This window comes from Cellulomonas fimi, assembly GCF_028583725.1.
Classification (GTDB): Bacteria; Actinomycetota; Actinomycetes; order Actinomycetales; family Cellulomonadaceae; genus Cellulomonas; species Cellulomonas fimi_B.
Genome location: NZ_CP110680.1, coordinates 2,807,700 through 2,828,018, shown reverse-complemented (window position 1 = coordinate 2,828,018; position 20,319 = coordinate 2,807,700). Strand labels below are relative to the sequence as shown.

The window sequence follows — 20,319 nt, the reverse complement described above, 5'->3', positions numbered from 1 at the left end:
CCACGCGCGCGTCCGAGGTGACGTGCCCGCGCCGGCGCTCAGGCCTTCGCGGCCTTCGCGGCGGCCTTGGCCGCCTGCTTCGTGGCCCGGACCTCGGCGAGCGACGTCGGGTCCGTGACGTCGGCGATCGACCGGCGCGCGTCGACGTCGCCGTACGCGCCGGCCGCCTCGCGCCAGCCCGCGGGCTCGACGCCGTACTGCTTCCCCAGCAGCGCGAGGAAGATGCGCGCCTTCTGGTCGCCGAACCCGGGCAGCGCCTTGAGGCGCTGGAGGACGGTCGCGCCGTCCGGGTCGCCGGTCGTCCAGATGCGAGCGACGTCGCCGTGGTACGTCTCGACGACCTCGCGCGCGACCGCCTGGATGCGGCCCGCCATCGAGCCCGGGTAGCGGTGCACCGCGGGCGGGGTCGCGCAGAGCGCGGCGAACTGCTCGGGGTCGGCGTCCGCGACCTCGTGGACGTCGAGACCGCCCATCCGCTCGGCGATCTTCGCGGGACCCGCGAACGCGCTCTCCATCGTCACCTGCTGGTCGAGCAGCATGCCGATCAGGAGCGCGAACGGGTCCTCGGAGAGCAGTCGGTCGGCGGCGTCGTCGCCGGTCAGCCAGAGCGTCATGCCCCCATCCTGGCGTGCGCACCGGGTGCGCGGGCACCCGGGGTGTCGAGCAGCGTGTCGAGGTCGGCGGGCTCGTCCACGTCGTGCCGCAGCGAGGAGTCGGGCGGCACGTCGAGGGCGAGGTGCCCGGCTGCGGCGTGCCGCGCGGACGACCCCGCCCCGAAGGCAGGTCGCAGCGTCGACCCGGCGACCGCGGTGAGCAGCGTCGTCCCCGTGCCGGCGACGTCGGGGACGTGCGCGCGGGGGTGCGCCGAGGCGAGCCGGAGGGCCGCGTCGAGGTCGGCGGGCAGCAGGCCGGGCAGGTCGCCGAGCAGCGCGGCGACCGGTGCGTCGGGTGTGCGGGTGCGCACGAACGCCTCGCCCGCGACGACCGCCGCGTCGAGACCGCCGCCGGCGGGTTCGTCGACCACGAGAGCGCCGCCGCGCTGCGCCCACGACGCGAGGACGCGGTCGGGCGTCACGAGGACCACCCCCGCGACCGCGTCCGCCGCCGACGCCGCGGCGAGCGTGTCGAGGGCCATCGAGCGCACGAACCGACCGCGTTCGCCGGGCCCGAGCACGTCGGCGAGCCGGGACTTGCCGCGGTCGGCGTCCTTGACGGGCACGACGACCCACCAGCCGGTCACGGCGCCCGGTCCACGAGGGCGAGCGCGCGGGCGGCGATCGCGGCCGTCGCGGGGACGTCGGTCATGAGCGTCGGCGCGGACTCGACGCGCCAGCCCTCGGCGCGCAGCGGCTCGACGACCGCGGCGTCGGCGTCGTCGACGAGCCACGCGTCGAGCACCCCGCCGTCGGCCCGGCGGCCGTAGTGGCGGGCGACCGCGTCCGCGGCGGTCTCGACGCCGATCGCCGTGAGGCACGCGTCGGCCATGCCGCGCACGGGCGCGCCGCCGATCACCGGGCTGACCCCGACGACCGGCGCGGGCGTGACGCGCAGAGCGTCGCGGATGCCGGGCACGCCGAGGATCGTGCCGACGGACACCACAGGGTTCGACGGCGGCACGACGACGACGTCGGCGTCGGCGAGCGCGTCGAGCACGCCGGGCGCCGGCTCGGCGACGGTGACATCGGCCTGGTGGAACGCACGTGCGGGGATCCCGGCGCGGTGCAGCACCCACCACTCCTCGAAGTGCATGGTGCGCCCGTCGACGGTCTCGACGGAGGTCTCGACCTCGCTGTCCGTCATCGGGAGCAGCGTCACGCCGGGCTTCCACCGCTCCGCAAGGCGGGCCGTGACGGTCGACAGCGGGACGCCCGACAGCAGCAGCTCGGTGCGGGCCAGGTGCGTCGCGAGGTCGAGGTCGCCGAGCGTGAACCACTCCCAGCCGAGCCCGTAGGCGGCAAGGTCGTCGGACACGCGGCGGCTCTCGTCGCGGCGGCCCCAGCCCTGCTCCTCGTGCACCGCGCCGCCCAGGGTGTACATGAGGGTGTCGAGGTCCGGGCAGACGCGCACGCCGTGCAGCCACAGGTCGTCGCCGGTGTTCGCCACGACGGTGACCTGCGCGGTCGTGCCGCCGGAGCCGTCGGGGAGCCGGTCGCGCAGCAGCGCGAGCAGCCCGCGCGTGAAGCGCGCGCCGCCGACGCCACCGGACAGGACGGTGATCCTCATGCTTCTCCCGCGGTGACGGGAGCCGGCGCCGGGCGGGGCGCGGGCTCGTGGAACGCGATGACGGGCCGCCCGGTGCGGGGGTGCTCGAGGACGTCGGCGTCGACGCCGTACACGTCGCGCAGCAGCCCGGGCCGCAGCACCTCGCGCGGGTGGCCCGCCGCGGCCAGCCGACCGTCCGACAGCACGATCACGTGCTCGCAGAACGCGGCCGCGAGGTTGAGGTCGTGCAGCGCGGCGACCGTCGTCGTGCCGAGGTCGCGGACGAACGCGAGGAGCGCGAGCTGGGCACTCACGTCGAGGTGGTTGGTCGGCTCGTCGAGCAGCAGCAGCTCGGGCTCCTGCGCGAGCGCGCGCGCGACGTGCACGCGCTGACGCTCTCCGCCGGACAGCGACGACCACGCGCGACCGGCGAGGTGCGCGGCGTCGGCGGCCACGAGGGCACGGTCGACGGCGTCGTCGTCGGGGTCGGCGCCCCACAGCGACCGGTACGGGATGCGGCCCAGCGCGACGACCTCGCGGACGGTGAGCGGCACGCTGCTCGACGACTCCTGCTCGAGCAGCGCGATGCGGCGCGCGCGTTCGCGGCGGGGCATCGCCGCGACGGGCGTCGCGCTCGGTCCGGACCCGACGAGCACCGCGCCGCGCTCGGGCGTCAGCAGCCCGGCGACGAGGCGCAGCAGCGTCGTCTTGCCCGCGCCGTTCGGGCCGAGCAGCCCGGTGAGCCGTCCGGGCGGCGGGGTCGCGTCGACGCCGTCGACGACCCACCGGCCGCCGAGCCGCGTGCCGACACCGTCGATCGTCAGGTCCACGCCGACCCCCGTCCCCGGCGCAGGAGCACCGCGAAGACCGGCACGCCGATGAGGGCCGTGACGATGCCGACGGGCAGCTCGCGTGGGTCGAACAGCGTGCGGGCGAGGGTGTCGGCCCACACGAGGAACACCGCGCCGGCCAGCGCCGCGACGGGCAGCAGGCGGCGGTGCGCGGGACCCGTGAGCGACCCGACCGCGTGCGGCAGGACCAGCCCGACGAACCCGATCGCGCCGCTGACCGCGACCATCGCGCCCGTGAGCAGCGCGACGAGCGTCATGAGGGTCCACCGCGTCCGGTCGACACCGACGCCGAGCGCCGCCGCGGCCGTGTCGCCGAACGCGAACGCGTCGAGCCGGACGCCGGCGAGCACGACGAGCGTCCCGACGACGAGCACCGCACCCCCGGCGATCGCGACCGACGTCCACGTCGCGCCCGCGAGCGACCCGAGCAGCCACGACAGGATCTCCCGGTACGAGTCGCCGGTCGCGGTCCAGAAGATGACGAACGACGTGCCCGCCGCGGCCAGCTGCGACACGGCGAGGCCGGCGAGCACCGTGCGGCCGGGCGTGAGCGTGCCGCCCGAGCGGGCGAGCGCGAGCGTCGCGACGAGCGCGGCCATCGCCCCGACGAACGCGGCGACCGGCAGCAGCACCGCGACGCCGACGACGAGCACCGCGACCGCCCCGAGCGACGCGCCCGACGACAGCCCGAGCAGGTACGGGTCGGCGAGCGGGTTGCGCGTGAGGCTCTGCATGACCGCCCCGGCGAGCGCGAGACCCGCGCCGACCGCGGCAGCCGTCAGCACGCGGGGGAGTCGCAGCTCCCAGACGATCGCGTCGTGCAGCGGCGCGACGGGCGCGACGTCGAACCCGAGGTGCGCGGCGATGCTGCGCGCGACCTCGCCGACTCCCAGGTCGGCCGGTCCGATCGTCACGGTCACGAGCACCGTGCCGACGAGCGCCGCCACGCCCACGGCGACGAGCAGCGCGAGCCGGGTGCGCGCCGGGGCCGCCGCGGGTGGCGCGGCGGACGGGGCGGTGCGGGGGACGGTGGCGGTCGTCGTCGTCACCCCTCGTCCAGCGCGGCGACCTGCTCGGCGATCGACGCGACGGCCTCGGCGTTGCGCACGCCCGCCTCGGTCGCGGCGAACGGCACGGTCACGTACCGGCCGTCGCGCACCGCGGTGAGCTGCGACGTCGCGGGGTTGGACTCGAGCAGCGCGATCTTGCTGTCCGCAGTGTTCCACGACGCGTCCACCAGGACGATGACGTCGGGGTCGGCGGCGACGACCTGCTCCCAGCCGACCGACGTCCAGGTGTCGTGCACGTCGGCGAACAGGTTCGTCAGCCCGGCGGCGTCCATGATCATCTGCGGCGCGCCGATCCCGGCGCCGACGTACGGGCTGTCCGTGCCCGACGAGTACCAGAGCGCGGTCGTCGCCTCGGCGGGCTGCTCGACCTCCGCGAGCGTGTCGCGCTGCGCGGCGATCAGCTCCTCGGCGCGGTCCTGCACGCCGAACAGCGACGCAACCTCGCGGATCTCGTCCTCGACGACGTCGAACGTCAGCGGGTCGGGCTGGTAGCCCTCCTCCTTGCACGCCGCGGGCGAGACGTACGTGGCGATGCCGAGCGCCGCGAGACCGGACCGGTCGCCGGCGCCGTCGGCGGAGAAGTTCGACTCCCACCCGGCGTAGACGAAGTCCGGCTCGAGCGCGAGCAGCGCCTCCTGGCCGGGGACCTTGTCCGACACCACGGGGACGGCGTCGTACGCGTCGGCCCACTGCTCCGGGACGGGACCGTCGGCGAACGCGGTGCCGACGAGCCTGTCCTCCAGGCCGAGGGCGAGCAGCATCTCGGTCGACGTCGACTTGACGGTCACGACACGCTCCGGCGGGGCGTCGACGGTCACGGGCGTGCCGCAGTTGTCGAGCTCGACGGGCGCGAACCCGCCGGGCTGCGACGCGGCGGCGGTCGGCGAGGACGCGCTGCCGGACGCGTCGGACGCGCAGGCCGACAGCCCGAGGGCGAGCGCGGCGACGGCGACGAGGGGCACGAGGGGACGACGGGTGGTGCGGGGCATCGACACTCCGGGGCTGGGCGCAGGCGGCGACCCCTGCGCGGGCGGGGGTGCGCGGCGGTGCGCACGACGGGACGGGTGCACGTCGCACCCCGGAGGGCCGCCGAGTGCCGGGCGGCTCGACCCGGTCAGCACGACCAGGTTCCGGATCCCACCCTAGGCCGCTCCCGCACCGGTTCCGCAACCCGGCGTCCACGCGCCGACCTGCACACCCGCCACCCTGCGACCTGACGGGACGCCGCTGCACGCGACCCGCCCCTCGGACGACCCGTCACCCGACGACCCGGGTCTCGGTACCGCTCAACCGTCCCTTCCGGTCACGAGCCCCGGGTCGACGCGCGCAACGGCCGGCCGTGTGCGCACGACCCGGGTCTGGTTGCCGCCCAGAAGGAGTCTCCGGTCACCAGACCCGGGTCGACGGTGACGTCCGTGAGGAGTCAGGGGCGGGCGGCGAGGGCGAGGGCCTGGGCGACCTCGGCGACGTCGGCGGACAGCAGGCCGACGGTGACGCGCAGGTGCGCGGTCCCGTCCTCCGCGCCGTTGGCGACGAACGGCGTACCCGGCGCGGCGCGGATCCCGGCGGCCTCGAGTCGCAGGAGCGCCGTGCGCTCGTCGTGCACGGGCAGCCACAGGTTGATGCCGTCGCCGCCGTCGACGTGCACGTCGAGCATCGCGAGCGCGGTCGTGAGCGCCCGGCGGCGCGCGAAGTACACGCGGCGCGCGTGCTCGACGGCGTCGATCGCGGCGGGGTCGGTCAGCAGGTCGACGAGCACGTGCTGCAGCAGGCGGCTCGTCCAGCCGGGGCCGAGCATGCGGCGCGCGACGAGCGCGTCGAGCACGCGGGCGGGCCCGCCGACGGCCGCGAGCCGCAGGTCGGGACCGTGCGACTTCGAGTACGACCGGACGTGCACGGTCGCGTCGGGCAGCCAGGTGCCGAGCGAGACGTCGCGCGCGGAGGAGATCTGCCCGCAGTGGTCGTCCTCGACGACGGTCACGGCGGTCGCGGCGGGGACGCGCCGGACGACGGCCGCGAGCTCACGGGCCCGGGTCGGGGTCAGCGAGACGCCCGTCGGGTTCTGGGCGCGGGGCTGCAGCACGACCACGCTCGCGCCGGCGGCCAGGGCGCGCGCGAGCGAGTCGGGGCGCATGCCGTTGCGGTCGAGCGCGACGGGCACGCGCTGGAGGCCGAGCTGGTCGAGGAGGTCGAACAGCGGCGGGAAGCCGGGGTCCTCGACGGCGACGCGGTCGCCGAACGACGCGACCTGCTCGAGCGTGCGGCTGATCGCGTCGACCGCACCGTCGACGACCGTGAGCCGCTGCGGCACGAACGGCCACGACTCGCGCAGCAGCGACTCGAGCTCGGGCACGAGCGGCGTCGACAGGTAGGTGCCGGCCTCGGCGGCGGGCGTCCGGGCCGCGACGCGCGCGAGCGCCGGGCCGAGCGGCGGCAGCAGGTCGGGGTCGGGCGTGCCCGTCGACAGGTCGAGCCGGGCGGGTGCGCCCCCGGCGAGGTCGCGGTAGCGCGGGGGGAGCCACGCGGCGGGCGGCGGCAGCACGAACGTGCCTGCGCGCCCGCGCGACGCGACGAGCCCGACGGTCGCGAGCGCCTGGAACGCGCCGCTCACCGTCGCGGGGCTCACGCCGAGGTCGACGGCGAGCGCGCGCACGGTCGGCAGGCGGTCGCCGGGGACGAGCTCGCCGCCGTGGACCAGCCGCGCCACCGCGGCCGCGATGCCGCGCGGCGACCGGTCGTCGACGTGGGTGGCCAGGTCCATGGCCGCAGCATGCCCGGGGCGACGACGCTGACCGGACGAAGCACCGGACGAACCGGGCGCCGGTCGCAGGTGTTTACACGCGGCCCGTCGTTGTTCGCGCGGCGGAAACGAGGGGTAACCCCGCAGAAATGTTCAACGCCGACAGTCACATTCCAGGCGACGGGGCCCGGCCCGGCAGGCAGGACCCGTCGCACGACGTGGGACCGCGGCACCGCGGCCGGGTTCCCGCCGCCGGCCGACCGAGGACCGGAGGAACCCCATGACCGTCGTACGCGTCGCCTTCACCCAGGCCACCTGGACCGGCGACAAGGAGTCGATGATCGCGCTCCACGAGGCCTGGACGCGCGAGGCCGCGTCGGCCGGCGCGCAGGTGATCTGCTTCCAGGAGCTGTTCTACGGGCCGTACTTCGGCATCACGCAGGACACCGCCTACTACGACTACGCGGAGTCCGTCCCGGGCCCGACGACCGAGCGGTTCGCGTCGCTCGCCGCCGAGCTCGGCATCGTGATCGTGCTGCCGGTCTACGAGGAGGACCAGCCGGGCGTCCTCTACAACACGGCCGCGGTGATCGACGCGGACGGCACCTACCTCGGCAAGTACCGCAAGCACCACATCCCGCACCTGCCGAAGTTCTGGGAGAAGTTCTACTTCCGGCCCGGCAACCTCGGGTACCCGGTGTTCGAGACGGCCGTCGGGAAGATCGGCGTCAACATCTGCTACGACCGGCACTTCCCCGAGGGCTGGCGCGTGCTCGCGCTGAACGGCGCCGAGATCGTCTTCAACCCCAACGCCACCGCGCCCGGCATCTCCAACAAGCTGTGGGAGATCGAGCAGCCCGCGGCAGCCGTCGCGAACGGGTACTTCGTCGTCGCGAACAACCGCGTGGGCCGCGAGGACAACGAGTACGGCGACGAGGCGGTCGCGTTCTACGGCTCGTCGTACGCCGTCGGTCCGGACGGCAACTACGTGGGCGAGGTCGGCTCCTCGACCGAGGACCAGCTCCTGATCCGCGACCTCGACCTCGACCAGATCCGGCAGGTCCGCGAGCGCTGGCAGTTCTTCCGCGACCGCCGGCCCGACGCCTACGGCGCGATCGTCGCCCCCTGACCCGGACGCAGCGGAGAGGACCACGAGTGAAGACCCTCATCATCGGCGGGACCGTCGTCAGCGCGACGGGCCGCACCCCGGCCGACGTGCTCGTCGACGGCGAGACGATCGCCGCGGTGCTCGCACCCGGCTCGACGCTGCTCGGCTTCGACCTGGCCGCGCACGTCGACCGCGTGATCGACGCGACCGGCAAGTACGTGATCCCGGGCGGCGTCGACGCGCACACCCACATGGAGCTGCCGTTCGGCGGCACGGCCGCGTCGGACACGTTCGAGACCGGCACCCGCGCCGCGGCGTGGGGCGGCACGACGACGATCGTCGACTTCGCGGTCCAGCGGGCGGGGGAGCGGGTCATGGACGGGCTGGCCGCCTGGCACGACAAGGCGGCCGGGAAGTGCGCGGTCGACTACGCGTTCCACCAGATCGTCGGCGGCGTCGACGACGACAGCCTCAAGGCGATGGAGGGCCTCGTCGCGGAGGGCGTCACGAGCTACAAGCTCTTCATGGCGTACCCCGGCGTCTTCTACGCCGACGACGCGCAGATCGTCCGGGCCATGCAGAAGGCCGCCGACCTCGGCTTGCTCACGATGATGCACGCCGAGAACGGTCCGGCGATCGACGTCCTCGCGGCGCAGCTCGTCGAGCAGGGCAAGACCGACCCCTACTTCCACGGGATCGCCCGCGCCTGGCAGCTCGAGGAGGAGGCCACGCACCGCGCGATCATGCTCGCCGACCTCACGAACGCGCCGCTCTACGTCGTGCACGTGAGCGCCAAGCAGGCCGTCCAGCAGCTCGCCTGGGCGCGCGACAACGGCAAGAACGTGTTCGGCGAGACCTGCCCGCAGTACCTCTACCTGTCGCTCGAGGAGCAGCTCGGCGCGCCGGGCTTCGAGGGGGCGAAGTGGGTCTGCTCGACGCCGCTGCGCTCGCGGGCCGAGGGGCACCAGGACCACATGTGGCAGGCGCTGCGCACCAACGACCTGCAGATGGTGTCGACCGACCACTGCCCGTTCTGCATGAAGGGCCAGAAGGAGCTCGGGCTGTCCGACTTCCGCGCGATCCCCAACGGCATCGGGTCCGTCGAGCACCGCATGGACCTCATGTACCAGGGCGTCGTGACGGGCCAGATCACGCTCGAGCGCTGGGTCGAGCTCACCTCGACGACGCCCGCGCGCATGTTCGGGCTGTACGGCCGCAAGGGCGTCATCGCGCCCGGCGCCGACGCGGACGTCGTCGTGTACGACCCGGCCGGGCACACGTCCATCGGGGTCGGCGAGGGCAAGACGCACCACATGCACATGGACCACTCCGCGTGGGAGGGCTTCGAGGTCGACGGGCACGTCGACGTCGTCCTGTCCCGCGGGTCGGTGGTCGTCGACGCCGACGGGTACCACGGCCGGGCCGGCCACGGGCGCTACCTCAAGCGCGACCTCTCGCAGTACCTCGTCTGACCCGCGTCCCCACGCCCCGGAAGGAGGACCGCCCGTGGACTTCGGTGTCGTCCTGCAGACCAACCCGCCCGCCTGGCGCACCGTCGAGCTCGCCCGCCAGGCCGAGACGCACGGCTTCGACTACGTGTGGACGTTCGACTCGCACCTGCTGTGGCAGGAGCCGTTCGTCGTGTACTCCGCGATCCTCGCCGCGACGCGCAAGGTGGTCGTCGGGCCGATGGTCACCAACCCCGCGACGCGGGACTGGACCGTCACGGCCTCGCTGTTCGCGACGCTCAACGAGATGTTCGGCAACCGGACCGTGTGCGGCATCGGCCGCGGCGACTCCGCGGTCCGCACGCTCAACGGCCGACCGTCGAACCTCGCGACGCTGCGCGAGTCGATCCACGTGATCCGCGAGCTCGCGAACGACCGGGCCGTCGAGGTCAACGGCCGCACCGTCCGGTTCCCGTGGGCCAAGGGCTCCGCGCTCGACGTGTGGGTCGCCGCGTACGGGCCGCTCGCGCTCCAGCTCACCGGCGAGGTCGGCGACGGGTTCATCCTCCAGCTCGCCGACCCCGACATCGCCGCGTGGACGATCAAGGTCGTCCGGGACGCCGCCGAGGCCGCCGGGCGCGACCCCGACGCGATCCAGTTCTGCGTCGCCGCACCCGCGTACGTCGGCGACGGCGACTCGCCCGCCGCCCGCGCGCACATGCGCGAGCAGTGCCGCTGGTTCGGCGGCATGGTCGGCAACCACGTCGCCGACATCGTCGCCCGCTACGGCAGCGACAGCACCGTCCCGAAGGCCCTCACCGACTACATCAAGGCGCGCGAGGGCTACGACTACAACGAGCACGGCCGTGCCGGGAACTCGCACACGTCGTTCGTGCCCGACGAGATCGTCGAACGGTTCTGCCTGCTCGGCAGCCCGCGCGAGCACGTCGAGAAGCTCGAGGCTCTGCGCGACCTCGGCGTCACCCAGTTCGCCGCCTACCTCCAGCACGACAACAAGGAGGAGACCATGCGGCTCTACGGCGAGCGCGTCATCCCCGCGCTCGCGGACACCGTCGTGGCGACCGCATGACGACGGGCCCGCGCGCCGCCCGGTCGGCGCTCTGGGGCGCCGCGGCGCTCGTGCTCCTCGTCGTGCTGTGGGAGGTCGTCAAGGCCGTCGTGCCCGACACCGGGTGGCACGTCGGCGAGGCGAGCGTCCTGCCGCGCACCGACGACGTCGCGATGCCGCACGTGTGGGACGTCGTCGCCCGCATCGGCGAGCCCGAGACGTCCGCGACCGGCGCGCCGACCGTGCTCGAAGCAATGCTCCAGGCGTGCTGGTTCACGCTGCGCGTCGCCGCCGCCGGGTGGGTGCTGGGCGTCGTCGGCGGGGTCGTGGTCGCGGTGGTCATGCAGCGCTCGCGGCTCGTCGAGTCCGCGCTGCTGCCGTGGGTCGTGCTGTCGCAGACCGTGCCGCTCGTCGCGCTCGCGCCGCTCGTCGTCGGGTGGGGCGGGCGCATCCACCTCGGCGCGCTCGAGTGGCAGAAGTGGATGTCGGTCGCCCTCATCGCGTCCTACCTCGCGTTCTTCCCCGTCGCGGTCGGGATGCTGCGCGGCCTGCAGTCGCCGACCACGGCGCAGGTCGAGCTGTTCCGGGCGCAGGCCGCCTCGTGGGGGCGCACGCTCGTCTCGCTGCGGCTGCCCGCGTCCGTCCCGTACCTGCTGCCCGCGCTGCGGCTCGCGGCAGCCACGGCCGTTGTCGGCGCCATCGTCGCCGAGGTGTCCACCGGCACCAAGGGCGGCATCGGGCGGCTCGTCATCGCGTACGCCCAGGCGGCGAGCGGTGACCCCGCCAAGCCGTGGGCGGCCATCCTCGCCGCCGCGGTGCTCGGACTCGTCGCCGCCGGACTCGTCACCCTGCTCGGGCTCGGCCTGGGCCGCTACCGCCACGCGGAGGTCTCATGAGCGACGTCACCACCGCCCCCGATGCGACCGGCGCGTCGCCGTCCGCCGTGTCGGCCGGGCCGACGCCTGCCGGACCCGCCACCGCCGTCGACGTGCGCGGGGTGTCCAAGGTGTTCGGCACGAAGGCCGGCACCGTCACCGCGCTCGACGACATCCACCTGACCGTCGCCGCGGGGGAGTTCGTGTCCCTCATCGGCCCGTCCGGGTGCGGCAAGTCGACGCTGCTGCGCCTCGTCGCGGACCTGGACCAGCCGACGTCGGGCGAGATCGCGGTGTTCGGCCGTTCACCTCGCGTCGCTCGGGAGGCCCAGGACTACGGGATCGCGTTCCAGCAGGCCGGGCTCCTGCCATGGCGGAGCGTCACCGCCAACGTCGAGCTGCCGCTCGAGCTGCACGGCGTCGGCCGCCGCGAGCGCGCCGCGCGGGCCGCCGAGCTGCTCGCACTCGTCGGGCTCACCGAGTTCGCGGGGCACTTCCCGCACCAGCTCTCGGGCGGCATGCAGCAGCGCGTCGCGATCGCCCGGTCGCTCGCCGAGAGCCCGAGCCTGCTCCTCATGGACGAGCCGTTCGGCGCGCTCGACGAGATGACGCGCGAACGCATGCAGACCGAGCTCGTGCGGCTGTGCGCCGAGTCGGGGGCGGCCGTCGTGTTCGTCACGCACTCGATCCCCGAGGCCGTGTTCCTGTCCCAGCGGGTCGTCGTCATGTCGCCGCGGCCGGGCCGGATCGCGCAGGTCGTGCCCGTGGACCTCGCGCGGGCCGACGAGCGCACCGACGACCTGCGCGAGGACGCCGCGTTCTTCGCGGCGGTCACCGCGGTCCGCGAGGCGCTGCACGGCGGCCACGGGTCCGGCGTCCCGACGCGCGGCGTGGACGTCCGGTGACCGCCGCCCGGGTCGGCCGGTGGGTCGCACCCGTCCTGGTCGGCGTGCTCGCGCTCGTCACGTGGCAGGTCGTCGTCGTCGCCGCGGACCTGCCGCCGTACCTGCTGCCCAGCCCGACGGCGATCGTCGAGCAGCTGCGCCAGGTCGTGCCGCTCGTGTGGTCGGCGGCGCTGGCGACCGGCGCGAACGTGCTGGTCGGGCTGCTGGTCGGTGCGGTGACAGCGGTGCTCGCGGCGATCGTCGCGGCACGCAGCCGCATCGTCGACGGGCTCATGTCGCCCACGGCCGCCGCGCTGTCGGTCATGCCGATCGTCGCGCTCGCCCCGGCGCTCAACACGCTGTTCGGCACGACGTCGACGACCCCGCGCCGGCTCGTCGTCGCGGTCGTGGTGTTCGCGCCGGTGTTCGTCAACACGCTGCGCGGCCTGCGGCAGGTGCAGCCCGTGCACCGCGACCTCATGCGGGCGTACGCGGCGTCGTCGTGGCAGGTCACGCGCACGGTCACCGTGCCGGGCGCGCTGCCGTACCTGTTCACCGGGCTGCGGATCGCGTCGTCGACGGGCGTCATCGCGGCCGTCGTCGCCGAGTACTTCGGCGGGCTGCAGAACGGGCTCGGCTCACGCATCACCGCCGCCGCCGCGAACAGCGCGTACGCGCGCGCGTGGGCGTTCGTGCTCGGCGCGATCCTGCTCGGCCTCGTGCTCTACCTCGCGACGGCGGCGCTCGAACGCGCCGTCGCCCGCCGCAACGGCGCGGTCCCTGACGGGACCTGACGCCACCCACCCGTCCCGCCTGCCGACGACGCCAGGTGCGGCCGACCGCGACTCGCCCCCTCCGGCGAGCGCGCCCCGCCAGTGCCGCCCCCCAGGAAGGACCCGAGATGACCCCCACCAGGCGTTCCGCGTGGACCGCGACGGCTGTCGGCGTCGCCACCGCGCTCGTGCTGTCGGCGTGCAGCAGCGGCTCCGGCGACCCCGAGCCCGACGCGTCCGGCGGCCCCGACGGGCTGACCCCCGTCACGCTCCAGCTGCAGTGGTTCACGCAGGCCCAGTTCGCCGGCTACATCGCGGCCGCCGAGCAGGGCTTCTACGAGGACGAGGGCCTCGACGTCGAGATCGTCGAGGGCGGTGTCGACATCGTCCCGCAGTCGGTGCTGGCCGACGGGTCCGTCGACTACGCGATCGCGTGGGTGCCCAAGGCCCTCGCGTCGCGCGAGCAGGGCGCGGGCATCACCGACGTCGCGCAGATCTTCCAGCGGTCGGGCACGCTCCAGGTCGCGTTCGCCGACTCGGGCATCTCGTCCGCGGCGGACCTCAAGGGCAAGAAGGTCGGCAACTGGGGCTTCGGCAACGAGTTCGAGCTGTTCGCGGGCATGACGAAGGCCGGCCTCGACCCGGCGACCGACGTCACGCTCGTGCAGCAGCAGTTCGACATGAACGCGCTGCTGTCGGGCGAGATCGACGCCGCCCAGGCCATGACGTACAACGAGTACGCGCAGGTCCTCGAGGCCGTGAACCCCGCGACCGGCGAGCTCTACCAGCCCGAGGACTTCACGGTCGTCGACTGGAACGACGAGGGCACCGCGATGCTCCAGGACGCGATCTGGGCCAACTCGGAGCGCCTCGCGTCGGACGAGGAGTACGAGGAGACGACGGTCAAGTTCCTCAAGGCGAGCCTGAAGGGCTGGATCTGGGTCCGCGACAACCCGGAGGAGGCGCGCGACCTCGTCGTGGCCGCGGGCTCACAGCTCGGTGCCAGCCACCAGCTGTGGCAGGTCAACGAGGTCAACAAGCTCGTCTGGCCGTCGCCGGGCGGCATCGGGATCATCGACGAGTCGGCCTGGGAGCGGACCGTCGACATCGCCCTGAACACCAAGAACGACCAGGGGGCGACGGTCATCACGGCCGAGCCGAGCGCCGACGCGTACACCAACGAGTACGTCGACAAGGCGCTCGGGGAGCTGCGTGCCGAGGGCGTCGACGTCGACGGCGCCGACTTCCAGGCGGCCGAGGTCACGCTCGAGCCGGGCGGCAACTGACATCCCCGTGCGGCGCGGGCGCACCCGTCCGCGCCGCACGGTCCCGGCCCGGCACCGAAGCACGAGGGGGAGACGTGAGCGTCCCGACCAGCACGACCATCCATCCCGACGACGCGGCCGCCGCCCGGCTGGACCGCGAGCACGTCTTCCACTCGTGGTCCGCGCAGGCGGCCCTCGACCCGCTCGTCCTGGCCGGCGGCTCGGGCTCGCACGTGTGGGACGCGTCCGGGCGCCGCTACCTCGACTTCTCGAGCCAGCTCGTCAACACGAACATCGGCCACCAGCATCCGCGCGTCGTCGAGGCGATCCGCGCGCAGGCGTCGACGCTCACGACGATCGCGCCGTCCACCGCGGCGCTCGTCCGGGGCGAGGCGGCGGAACGGATCCTGGCGCGCGCGCCCGCCGGCTTCTCGAAGGTCTTCTTCACCAACGGCGGCGCCGACGCGAACGAGAACGCGATCCGCATGGCGCGCCTGCACACGGGCCGCGACAAGGTCGTGTCGCACTACCGCTCGTACCACGGCAACACCGGCGCGGCCGTCGTCGCGACGGGCGACTGGCGGCGCGTGCCGAACGAGTACGCGCGCGGCCACGTGCACGTGTTCGGCCCGTACCCGTACCGGTCGGAGTTCTGGTCGACGACCCCCGCGCAGGAGGCCGAGCGCGCGCTGCACCACCTGGAGCGCGTGATCCAGTCCGAGGGCCCGACGTCGGTCGCCGCGATCCTGCTGGAGACGATCCCCGGTACCGCGGGCGTGCTCGTGCCACCGCCCGGCTACCTGCGCGGTGTCCGCGAGATCGCCGACCGCTACGGGATCGTGCTGATCCTCGACGAGGTCATGGCCGGGTTCGGCCGCACCGGACGCTGGCTCGCGCTCGACGGGTTCGACGTCGTGCCCGACCTCATCACCTTCGCGAAGGGCGTCAACTCCGGCTACGTGCCCGCGGGCGGCGTCATGATCTCCGACGCGATCGCCCGGACATTCGACGTGCGCGTCTTCCCCGGCGGCCTCACGTACTCGGGTCACCCGCTCGCGATGGCGGCGATCGTCGCGACGCTCGACGCGATGGCCGACGAGGGGATCGTCGACAACGCCGCCGCCGTCGGGCGGGACGTCATCGGTCCCGGCCTGGCCGCGCTCACCGACCGCAACCCGCTCGTGGGGGAGGTCCGCGGCCTCGGCGTCTTCTGGGCTGTCGAGCTCGTGCGCGACCGCGCGACCCGCGAACCTGTCGACGCGTCCGTGATCGGCCGGGTGCGCACGGGTGCGCTGGAACGAGGCCTGCTGCCGTTCACCGCCGACAACCGCGTGCACGTCGTGCCCCCGTGCGTCGTCACGCCCGCCGAGGCCGCGCACGGCCTCGAGATCCTCGGCGACGTGCTCGACGCCGTCGCCGCCGACGTGCTGTGATGCGCGACGGCAGCCCCACCGCCACCCGCGCCACCGCGAGCACCCCCAGGGAGACCCCATGAGCACCGCCCCCGTCCGCCCGCGCCGCGCCGTCGTCACGGGGGCCTCGTCCGGGATCGGCGCCGCGACCGTGCGCCGCCTCCGCGCCGAGGGCTGGGACGTCGTCGCCACCGCACGCCGGGCCGACCGCCTGGAGGCGCTCGCGGCCGAGACCGGCGCCGACGCGTTCGTCGCCGACGTCACGTCCGACGACGACGTCGCCCGGCTCGCCGCGCACGTCGCCGAGACCGGCGGGCTCGACGCGCTCGTCAACAACGCCGGCGGCGCGCTCGGTCTCGACCCCGTCGAGACCGCCGACCTCGAGCAGTGGCGCACGATGTACGACCTCAACGTCCTCGGCACGCTCCGCGCCACGAAGGCGTTCCTGCCGCTGCTCCGCGAGCGGGGTTCGGGTGACGTCGTGGTGGTCACGTCGACCGCCGCGCACGGCGCGTACGAGGGCGGTGCCGGGTACACCGGCGCGAAGCACGCCGAGCGCATGCTCGCGACGACCCTGCGCTGGGAGATCGTCGGCGAGCCGATCCGCGTCATCGAGATCGCGCCCGGCGCGGTCGCGACCGAGGAGTTCTCGCTCGTCCGGTTCGACGGCGACGAGGCCCGCGCCGCCGCGGTCTACGAGGGGTATCAGCCGCTCGTCGCCGACGACATCGCCGACACGATCACGTGGGCGCTGACCCGCCCGCCGCACGTCAACGTCGACCTCCTCGTCGTCCGCCCGCGCGCGCAGGCGCACAACACCAAGACGGCCCGCACGGGCGTCTGACCCGCCGCGCGTTCTCGCGCGTCTCGGGATGCAGGACGCGTGGGGCGCCCCGGGCGGCGTCGGGGAGCGGTTCGTAGGGTGGACGGGTGCCACCGTCCCCGCCGACCACCGCCGGTCGGGCCACCCCCCGCGCGATGCTGCGACTGCTCACCTGGGCGCGCCCGGCGGTGCCGCGGGTGCTGCTCGGCGGCTGCACGGCGCTCGGCGCGAGCATGCTCGCGCTGGCCGTCCCGCAGGTGCTGCGCGCGATCGTCAACGGGCCGCTGCTGACCGACTCGTCGCGGCGGGGCGTGGTGCTCGGCGCGCTGCTGGTGCTGGGGCTCGGGGTGCTCGAGGCGGTGCTCGTGTGGAGCCGGCGCGCGCTGATCCTCACGCCCGGGACGACGGTCGAGCGCGAGATGCGCACGTCGCTGTTCCGGCACCTGCTCGACCTGCCGGTGGCGTTCCACGACCGGTGGTCCGGCGGGCAGCTGCTGTCCCGGGCGATGTCGGACCTCGGCACGATCCGCCGCTGGATGGTGTTCGGGCTGGTCATGCTGATCGTGAGCGCGACGACGCTCGTGGTCGGCGTGGTGCTCATGGTCGCGACGAGCTGGCAGCTCGGGCTCGTGTACGTGGCGGGCGCGATCCCGATGGTGTGGCTGAGCTTCCGGTTCCGTACCGGCTACCGCGACGTGGCGCGGCGGGCCCGCGACCAGGCGGGCGACCTCGCGACGACCGTCGAGGAGTCGGTGCACGGCATCCGCGTGCTCAAGGCGTTCGGCCGCGGCGACGACGCGCTCGACGACTTCGTGCGCCAGGCCGACGAGCTGCGCGAGACGGAGATCCACAAGGCCCGCACGCTGTCGCGCGTGTCGTTCGCGCTCGGTGCGATCCCCGAGGCCGTGCTCGCGGTGTCGCTCGCGGTGGGCGTGACGCTGACCGCGCGCGGCGAGATCACCGTCGGCGCGCTCGTCGCGTTCTTCGCGACGGCGGCCGTCGTCAACCAGCCCGTCGAGCGCCTCGGAGCGCTGCTGGCGATGACGCTCGACGCGCGCGCCGCGACCGACCGCTACCTCCAGGTGATCGACACCCCGTCGACGGTCACCGACCCGGCGCGGCCGTCCCACCTGCCGCCGGCGGGTCCGCACGGCGCGCGGTTGGTGCTGGACGGCGTGCGGTTCGGCCACGGCGACGGGCCCGACGTGCTCGCGGGCGTCGACCTGGTCGTGGAGCCGGGGGAGACCGTCGCGCTCGTCGGCCTCACGGGCAGCGGCAAGACGACGCTGCTCCAGCTCGTGCCGCGCCTGTTCGACGTGACCGCAGGCCGCGTCACCGTCGACGGCGTGGACGTCCGCGACCTCACGCGCGCCGAGCTGAGGTCCGCGGTGGCCGTCGCGTTCGAGGACCCGATCCTGTTCTCCACGACGGTCCGCGAGAACGTCCTGCTCGGCGTCGACCCCGCCGGCGCGACCGACGACCGGCTCACGCGCGCGCTCGACGTCGCGCGCGCCGAGTTCGTGCACGACCTGCCCGACGGCGTCGAGACCGTCATCGGCGAGGAGGGCCTGAGCCTGTCGGGCGGGCAGCGGCAGCGGGTCTCGCTCGCGCGCGCGATCGCCGTCCGGCCACGCGTCCTGCTGCTCGACGACCCGCTGTCCGCGCTCGACGTCACGACCGAGGCGGAGGTGACGCAGCGCCTGCGCGCCGAGCTCACCGGCACGACGACGCTCGTCGTCGCGCACCGCCCGTCGACCGTCGCGCTCGCCGACCGGGTCGCGGTGCTGGAGGACGGCCGGATCACCGGCGTCGGCACCCACCGCGACCTGCTCGCGCACCACCCGCACTACCGGTTCGTGCTGACCGCGCTCGCGGCGACCGAGCACGAACCGGCCGACGACGAGGTGGAGGCGGCCCGATGAGCGCGACCACGCTCGACCACCCGACCGTCGACGACGCCCGCACGCGATCCCGCGAGGCGCGGCGCCGGTCGCTCGTCCTGCTGCGGTCCCTGCTGCACCCCGTGCGGCGGCCGGTGTGGCTGACCGTGGCGCTCGTCGTCGGGTCGCAGGTCGCGGCGGTGTCGGGGCCGGCGCTCGTCGCGTACGGGATCGACCACGCGCTGCCCGCGCTGGTCGAGGGGAACAGCGCGCCGGTGCTCGCGGTCGCCGCGACGTACCTGGTCATCGCGGTCCTCGGTGGGGTGCTGGTCGCGGCGACCGTGCGCGCGTCGGCCCGCGTGTCGCAGGCGATCCTGCTCGACCTGCGGCGCCGCGTCTTCCGGCACACGCAGCGCCTCAGCCTGGAGTTCCACGAGCGGTACACGTCGGGCCGCATCATCAGCCGGCAGACGTCCGACCTCGACGCGGTGCGCGAGCTGCTCGACGGGGGCGTCACGACGCTCGCCGCGGGCGTCCTGTCGATGGTCCTCACCGCGGTCTCGCTCGCGATCCTCGACCCCCGCTCCGGGCTCGTCCTGCTCGTCGCGGTCGTGCCGGGAGTGCTGCTGAGCCGCTGGTTCCAGCGCCGCTCGCAGGCGCAGTACCGACGCAACCGCACCGCGGCCGCACGCGTCATCGTGCGGTTCGTCGAGACCATGACGGGCATCCGCGCGGTGCAGGCGTTCCGCCGGGAGCCGCACGTGCAGGCCGCGTACGACGAGCTGTCCGAGCAGTACCGCGAGTCGAGCGCCGGGTCGATCCGCCTCAACGGCTGGTTCGACTCGGGCCTCGTCCTCATCGGCAACGTCACCGTCGCGACGGTGCTGCTGGTCGGCGGCCTGCGCGCGCTCGACGGCGACCTCGCGGTCGGCGTGCTCGCGGCGGCCGTGCTGTACGCGCGCCGGTTCTTCAGCCCGCTGCAGCAGATGGCGATGTTCTACAACTCGTTCCAGTCGGCGACGGCGGCGCTCGAGAAGGTCGCCGACCTGCTCGCCGAGGAGCCGTCGGTCCCGGACCCGACGCACCCGGTCCGCCTGCCGCACGCGCGCGGTGACGTGCGGTTCGACGGCGTGACGTTCGGGTACGGCGACGGCCCGACGGTCCTGCACCGGCTCGACCTGCACGTCCCGCCGGGCCAGACGGTCGCGCTCGTCGGCGCGACGGGCGCGGGCAAGTCGACGGTCGCGAAGCTGCTCACGCGGTTCTACGACGTGCGGACCGGCGCGGTGACGATCGACGGCGTCGACGTGCGGCAGATCGACCCCGTGGACCTGCGGCGGGCCGTCGTCATGGTGACGCAGGAGGCGTACCTGTTCTCCGGGTCGGTCGCCGCGAACATCGCCCTCGGCCGCCCCGGCGCCACCCGTGGCGAGGTCGAGGCCGCCGCGCGCGCGGTCGGCGTGCACGACCTCGTCGCCTCGCTGCCCGACGGGTACGACACCGAGGTCGACAAGCGCGGCGTGCGGCTGTCGGCGGGCCAGCGTCAGCTCGTGTCGTTCGCGCGCGCGTTCCTCGCGGACCCCGCGCTGCTCGTGCTCGACGAGGCGACGAGCTCGCTCGACGTGCCCGGCGAGCTGCTCGTGCAGGAAGGGCTCGGCACGCTGCTCGCCGACCGGACGGCCGTCGTCATCGCGCACCGGCTGTCGACCGTCATGGGCGCGGACCGGGTGCTCGTCGTCGAGGACGGGCGCGTCGTGGAGGACGGCTCGCCCGGGGACCTGGTCGCCGCCGGGGGCCGGTTCGCCGCGCTGCACGCCGACTGGCAGCGGTCGCTCGACCGCGCGTGAGCCCGCCGCTCGCGGGACGCCGGACGCTGCTCGTGGTGCCGCCGGACGGCGCGGAGAGGCACGCGCACGTAC

General features: G+C 74.5%; 18 protein-coding genes. 11 read left to right on the top strand and 7 right to left on the bottom strand.

What is annotated here, in order from left to right; genetic code table 11:
* Positions 1-38: 38 nt before the first annotated feature.
* The 7 genes from OOT42_RS12765 to OOT42_RS12735 all read right to left on the bottom strand — a co-directional run bounded on the left by OOT42_RS12765 (position 39) and on the right by OOT42_RS12735 (position 6,884).
* Positions 39-614, bottom strand: a complete 576-nt coding sequence (locus OOT42_RS12765) for an HhH-GPD-type base excision DNA repair protein (RefSeq protein ID WP_273651581.1) — start codon at positions 612-614, stop codon at positions 39-41.
* Entirely contained in the window at positions 611-1,240 is a 630-nt protein-coding gene (gene cofC, locus OOT42_RS12760; RefSeq protein WP_273651580.1) for a 2-phospho-L-lactate guanylyltransferase, read from the bottom strand. Before cofC ends, OOT42_RS12765 begins: the two co-directional genes overlap by 4 nt.
* On the bottom strand, positions 1,237-2,223 hold the full coding sequence (cofD, locus tag OOT42_RS12755; protein WP_273651579.1) for a 2-phospho-L-lactate transferase: 987 nt from the start codon (positions 2,221-2,223) through the stop codon (positions 1,237-1,239). Before cofD ends, cofC begins: the two co-directional genes overlap by 4 nt.
* On the bottom strand, positions 2,220-3,032 hold the full coding sequence (locus tag OOT42_RS12750) for a putative F420-0 ABC transporter ATP-binding protein (protein ID WP_273651578.1): 813 nt from the start codon (positions 3,030-3,032) through the stop codon (positions 2,220-2,222). The genes cofD and OOT42_RS12750 overlap by 4 nt, the downstream gene beginning before the upstream one ends.
* Positions 3,023-4,102: a putative F420-0 ABC transporter permease subunit gene (locus OOT42_RS12745; RefSeq protein WP_423775896.1), complete on the bottom strand. Its 1,080-nt coding sequence runs from the start codon at positions 4,100-4,102 to the stop codon at positions 3,023-3,025. Before OOT42_RS12745 ends, OOT42_RS12750 begins: the two co-directional genes overlap by 10 nt.
* Positions 4,099-5,112 carry a putative F420-0 ABC transporter substrate-binding protein gene (locus tag OOT42_RS12740; protein ID WP_273651577.1) on the bottom strand — a complete coding sequence of 338 codons (1,014 nt, stop codon included), beginning with the start codon at positions 5,110-5,112 and terminating at the stop codon, positions 4,099-4,101. The genes OOT42_RS12745 and OOT42_RS12740 overlap by 4 nt, the downstream gene beginning before the upstream one ends.
* Before the next feature lie 434 nt (positions 5,113-5,546).
* Positions 5,547-6,884, bottom strand: a complete 1,338-nt coding sequence (locus OOT42_RS12735; RefSeq protein WP_273651576.1) for an aminotransferase class I/II-fold pyridoxal phosphate-dependent enzyme — start codon at positions 6,882-6,884, stop codon at positions 5,547-5,549.
* A 259-nt stretch (positions 6,885-7,143) separates the two neighbouring features.
* Between OOT42_RS12735 and OOT42_RS12730 the strand changes: the two genes are divergently transcribed.
* The 11 genes from OOT42_RS12730 (at position 7,144) to OOT42_RS12680 (ending at position 20,247) form a co-directional block, all read left to right on the top strand.
* Complete coding sequence (locus OOT42_RS12730; RefSeq protein WP_273651575.1) at positions 7,144-7,992, top strand: nitrilase-related carbon-nitrogen hydrolase; 849 nt, start codon at positions 7,144-7,146, stop codon at positions 7,990-7,992.
* 26 nt (positions 7,993-8,018) lie between these two features.
* Positions 8,019-9,443, top strand: a complete 1,425-nt coding sequence (gene hydA / locus OOT42_RS12725; RefSeq protein ID WP_273651574.1) for a dihydropyrimidinase — start codon at positions 8,019-8,021, stop codon at positions 9,441-9,443.
* Positions 9,444-9,477: 34 nt separating this feature from the next.
* Entirely contained in the window at positions 9,478-10,509 is a 1,032-nt protein-coding gene (locus OOT42_RS12720; RefSeq protein WP_273651573.1) for a TIGR03842 family LLM class F420-dependent oxidoreductase, read from the top strand.
* Entirely contained in the window at positions 10,506-11,384 is an 879-nt protein-coding gene (locus OOT42_RS12715; RefSeq protein WP_273651572.1) for an ABC transporter permease, read from the top strand. Before OOT42_RS12720 ends, OOT42_RS12715 begins: the two co-directional genes overlap by 4 nt.
* Positions 11,381-12,268 carry an ABC transporter ATP-binding protein gene (locus OOT42_RS12710; RefSeq protein ID WP_273651571.1) on the top strand — a complete coding sequence of 296 codons (888 nt, stop codon included), beginning with the start codon at positions 11,381-11,383 and terminating at the stop codon, positions 12,266-12,268. The genes OOT42_RS12715 and OOT42_RS12710 overlap by 4 nt, the downstream gene beginning before the upstream one ends.
* Complete coding sequence (locus OOT42_RS12705; protein ID WP_273651570.1) at positions 12,265-13,041, top strand: ABC transporter permease; 777 nt, start codon at positions 12,265-12,267, stop codon at positions 13,039-13,041. Before OOT42_RS12710 ends, OOT42_RS12705 begins: the two co-directional genes overlap by 4 nt.
* A gap of 107 nt (positions 13,042-13,148) precedes the next feature.
* Positions 13,149-14,306, top strand: a complete 1,158-nt coding sequence (locus OOT42_RS12700) for an ABC transporter substrate-binding protein (RefSeq protein ID WP_273651569.1) — start codon at positions 13,149-13,151, stop codon at positions 14,304-14,306.
* A 74-nt stretch (positions 14,307-14,380) separates the two neighbouring features.
* Positions 14,381-15,718, top strand: coding sequence for an aspartate aminotransferase family protein (locus OOT42_RS12695; RefSeq protein ID WP_273651568.1), 1,338 nt, complete (start codon positions 14,381-14,383; stop codon positions 15,716-15,718).
* A 58-nt stretch (positions 15,719-15,776) separates the two neighbouring features.
* Entirely contained in the window at positions 15,777-16,541 is a 765-nt protein-coding gene (locus OOT42_RS12690; RefSeq protein ID WP_273651567.1) for an SDR family oxidoreductase, read from the top strand.
* Between the two features lie 134 nt (positions 16,542-16,675).
* Entirely contained in the window at positions 16,676-18,442 is a 1,767-nt protein-coding gene (locus OOT42_RS12685; RefSeq protein ID WP_273651566.1) for an ABC transporter ATP-binding protein, read from the top strand.
* Complete coding sequence (locus OOT42_RS12680) at positions 18,439-20,247, top strand: ABC transporter ATP-binding protein (protein ID WP_273651565.1); 1,809 nt, start codon at positions 18,439-18,441, stop codon at positions 20,245-20,247. The genes OOT42_RS12685 and OOT42_RS12680 overlap by 4 nt, the downstream gene beginning before the upstream one ends.
* Positions 20,248-20,319 lie beyond the last annotated feature (72 nt).

What these genes read in the sequence shown, in the direction of transcription:
- OOT42_RS12765 (WP_273651581.1), bottom strand. Translation starts at nt 614, where the DNA reads ATGACGCTCTGGCTGACCGGCGACGACGCCGCCGACCGACTGCTCTCC.
- OOT42_RS12680 (WP_273651565.1), top strand. Translation starts at nt 18,439, where the DNA reads ATGAGCGCGACCACGCTCGACCACCCGACCGTCGACGACGCCCGCACG.
- OOT42_RS12740 (WP_273651577.1), bottom strand. Translation starts at nt 5,112, where the DNA reads ATGCCCCGCACCACCCGTCGTCCCCTCGTGCCCCTCGTCGCCGTCGCC.
- OOT42_RS12715 (WP_273651572.1), top strand. Translation starts at nt 10,506, where the DNA reads ATGACGACGGGCCCGCGCGCCGCCCGGTCGGCGCTCTGGGGCGCCGCG.
- cofD (WP_273651579.1), bottom strand. Translation starts at nt 2,223, where the DNA reads ATGAGGATCACCGTCCTGTCCGGTGGCGTCGGCGGCGCGCGCTTCACG.
- OOT42_RS12730 (WP_273651575.1), top strand. Translation starts at nt 7,144, where the DNA reads ATGACCGTCGTACGCGTCGCCTTCACCCAGGCCACCTGGACCGGCGAC.
- OOT42_RS12685 (WP_273651566.1), top strand. Translation starts at nt 16,676, where the DNA reads ATGCTGCGACTGCTCACCTGGGCGCGCCCGGCGGTGCCGCGGGTGCTG.
- OOT42_RS12690 (WP_273651567.1), top strand. Translation starts at nt 15,777, where the DNA reads ATGAGCACCGCCCCCGTCCGCCCGCGCCGCGCCGTCGTCACGGGGGCC.
- OOT42_RS12700 (WP_273651569.1), top strand. Translation starts at nt 13,149, where the DNA reads ATGACCCCCACCAGGCGTTCCGCGTGGACCGCGACGGCTGTCGGCGTC.
- OOT42_RS12735 (WP_273651576.1), bottom strand. Translation starts at nt 6,884, where the DNA reads ATGGACCTGGCCACCCACGTCGACGACCGGTCGCCGCGCGGCATCGCG.
- OOT42_RS12710 (WP_273651571.1), top strand. Translation starts at nt 11,381, where the DNA reads ATGAGCGACGTCACCACCGCCCCCGATGCGACCGGCGCGTCGCCGTCC.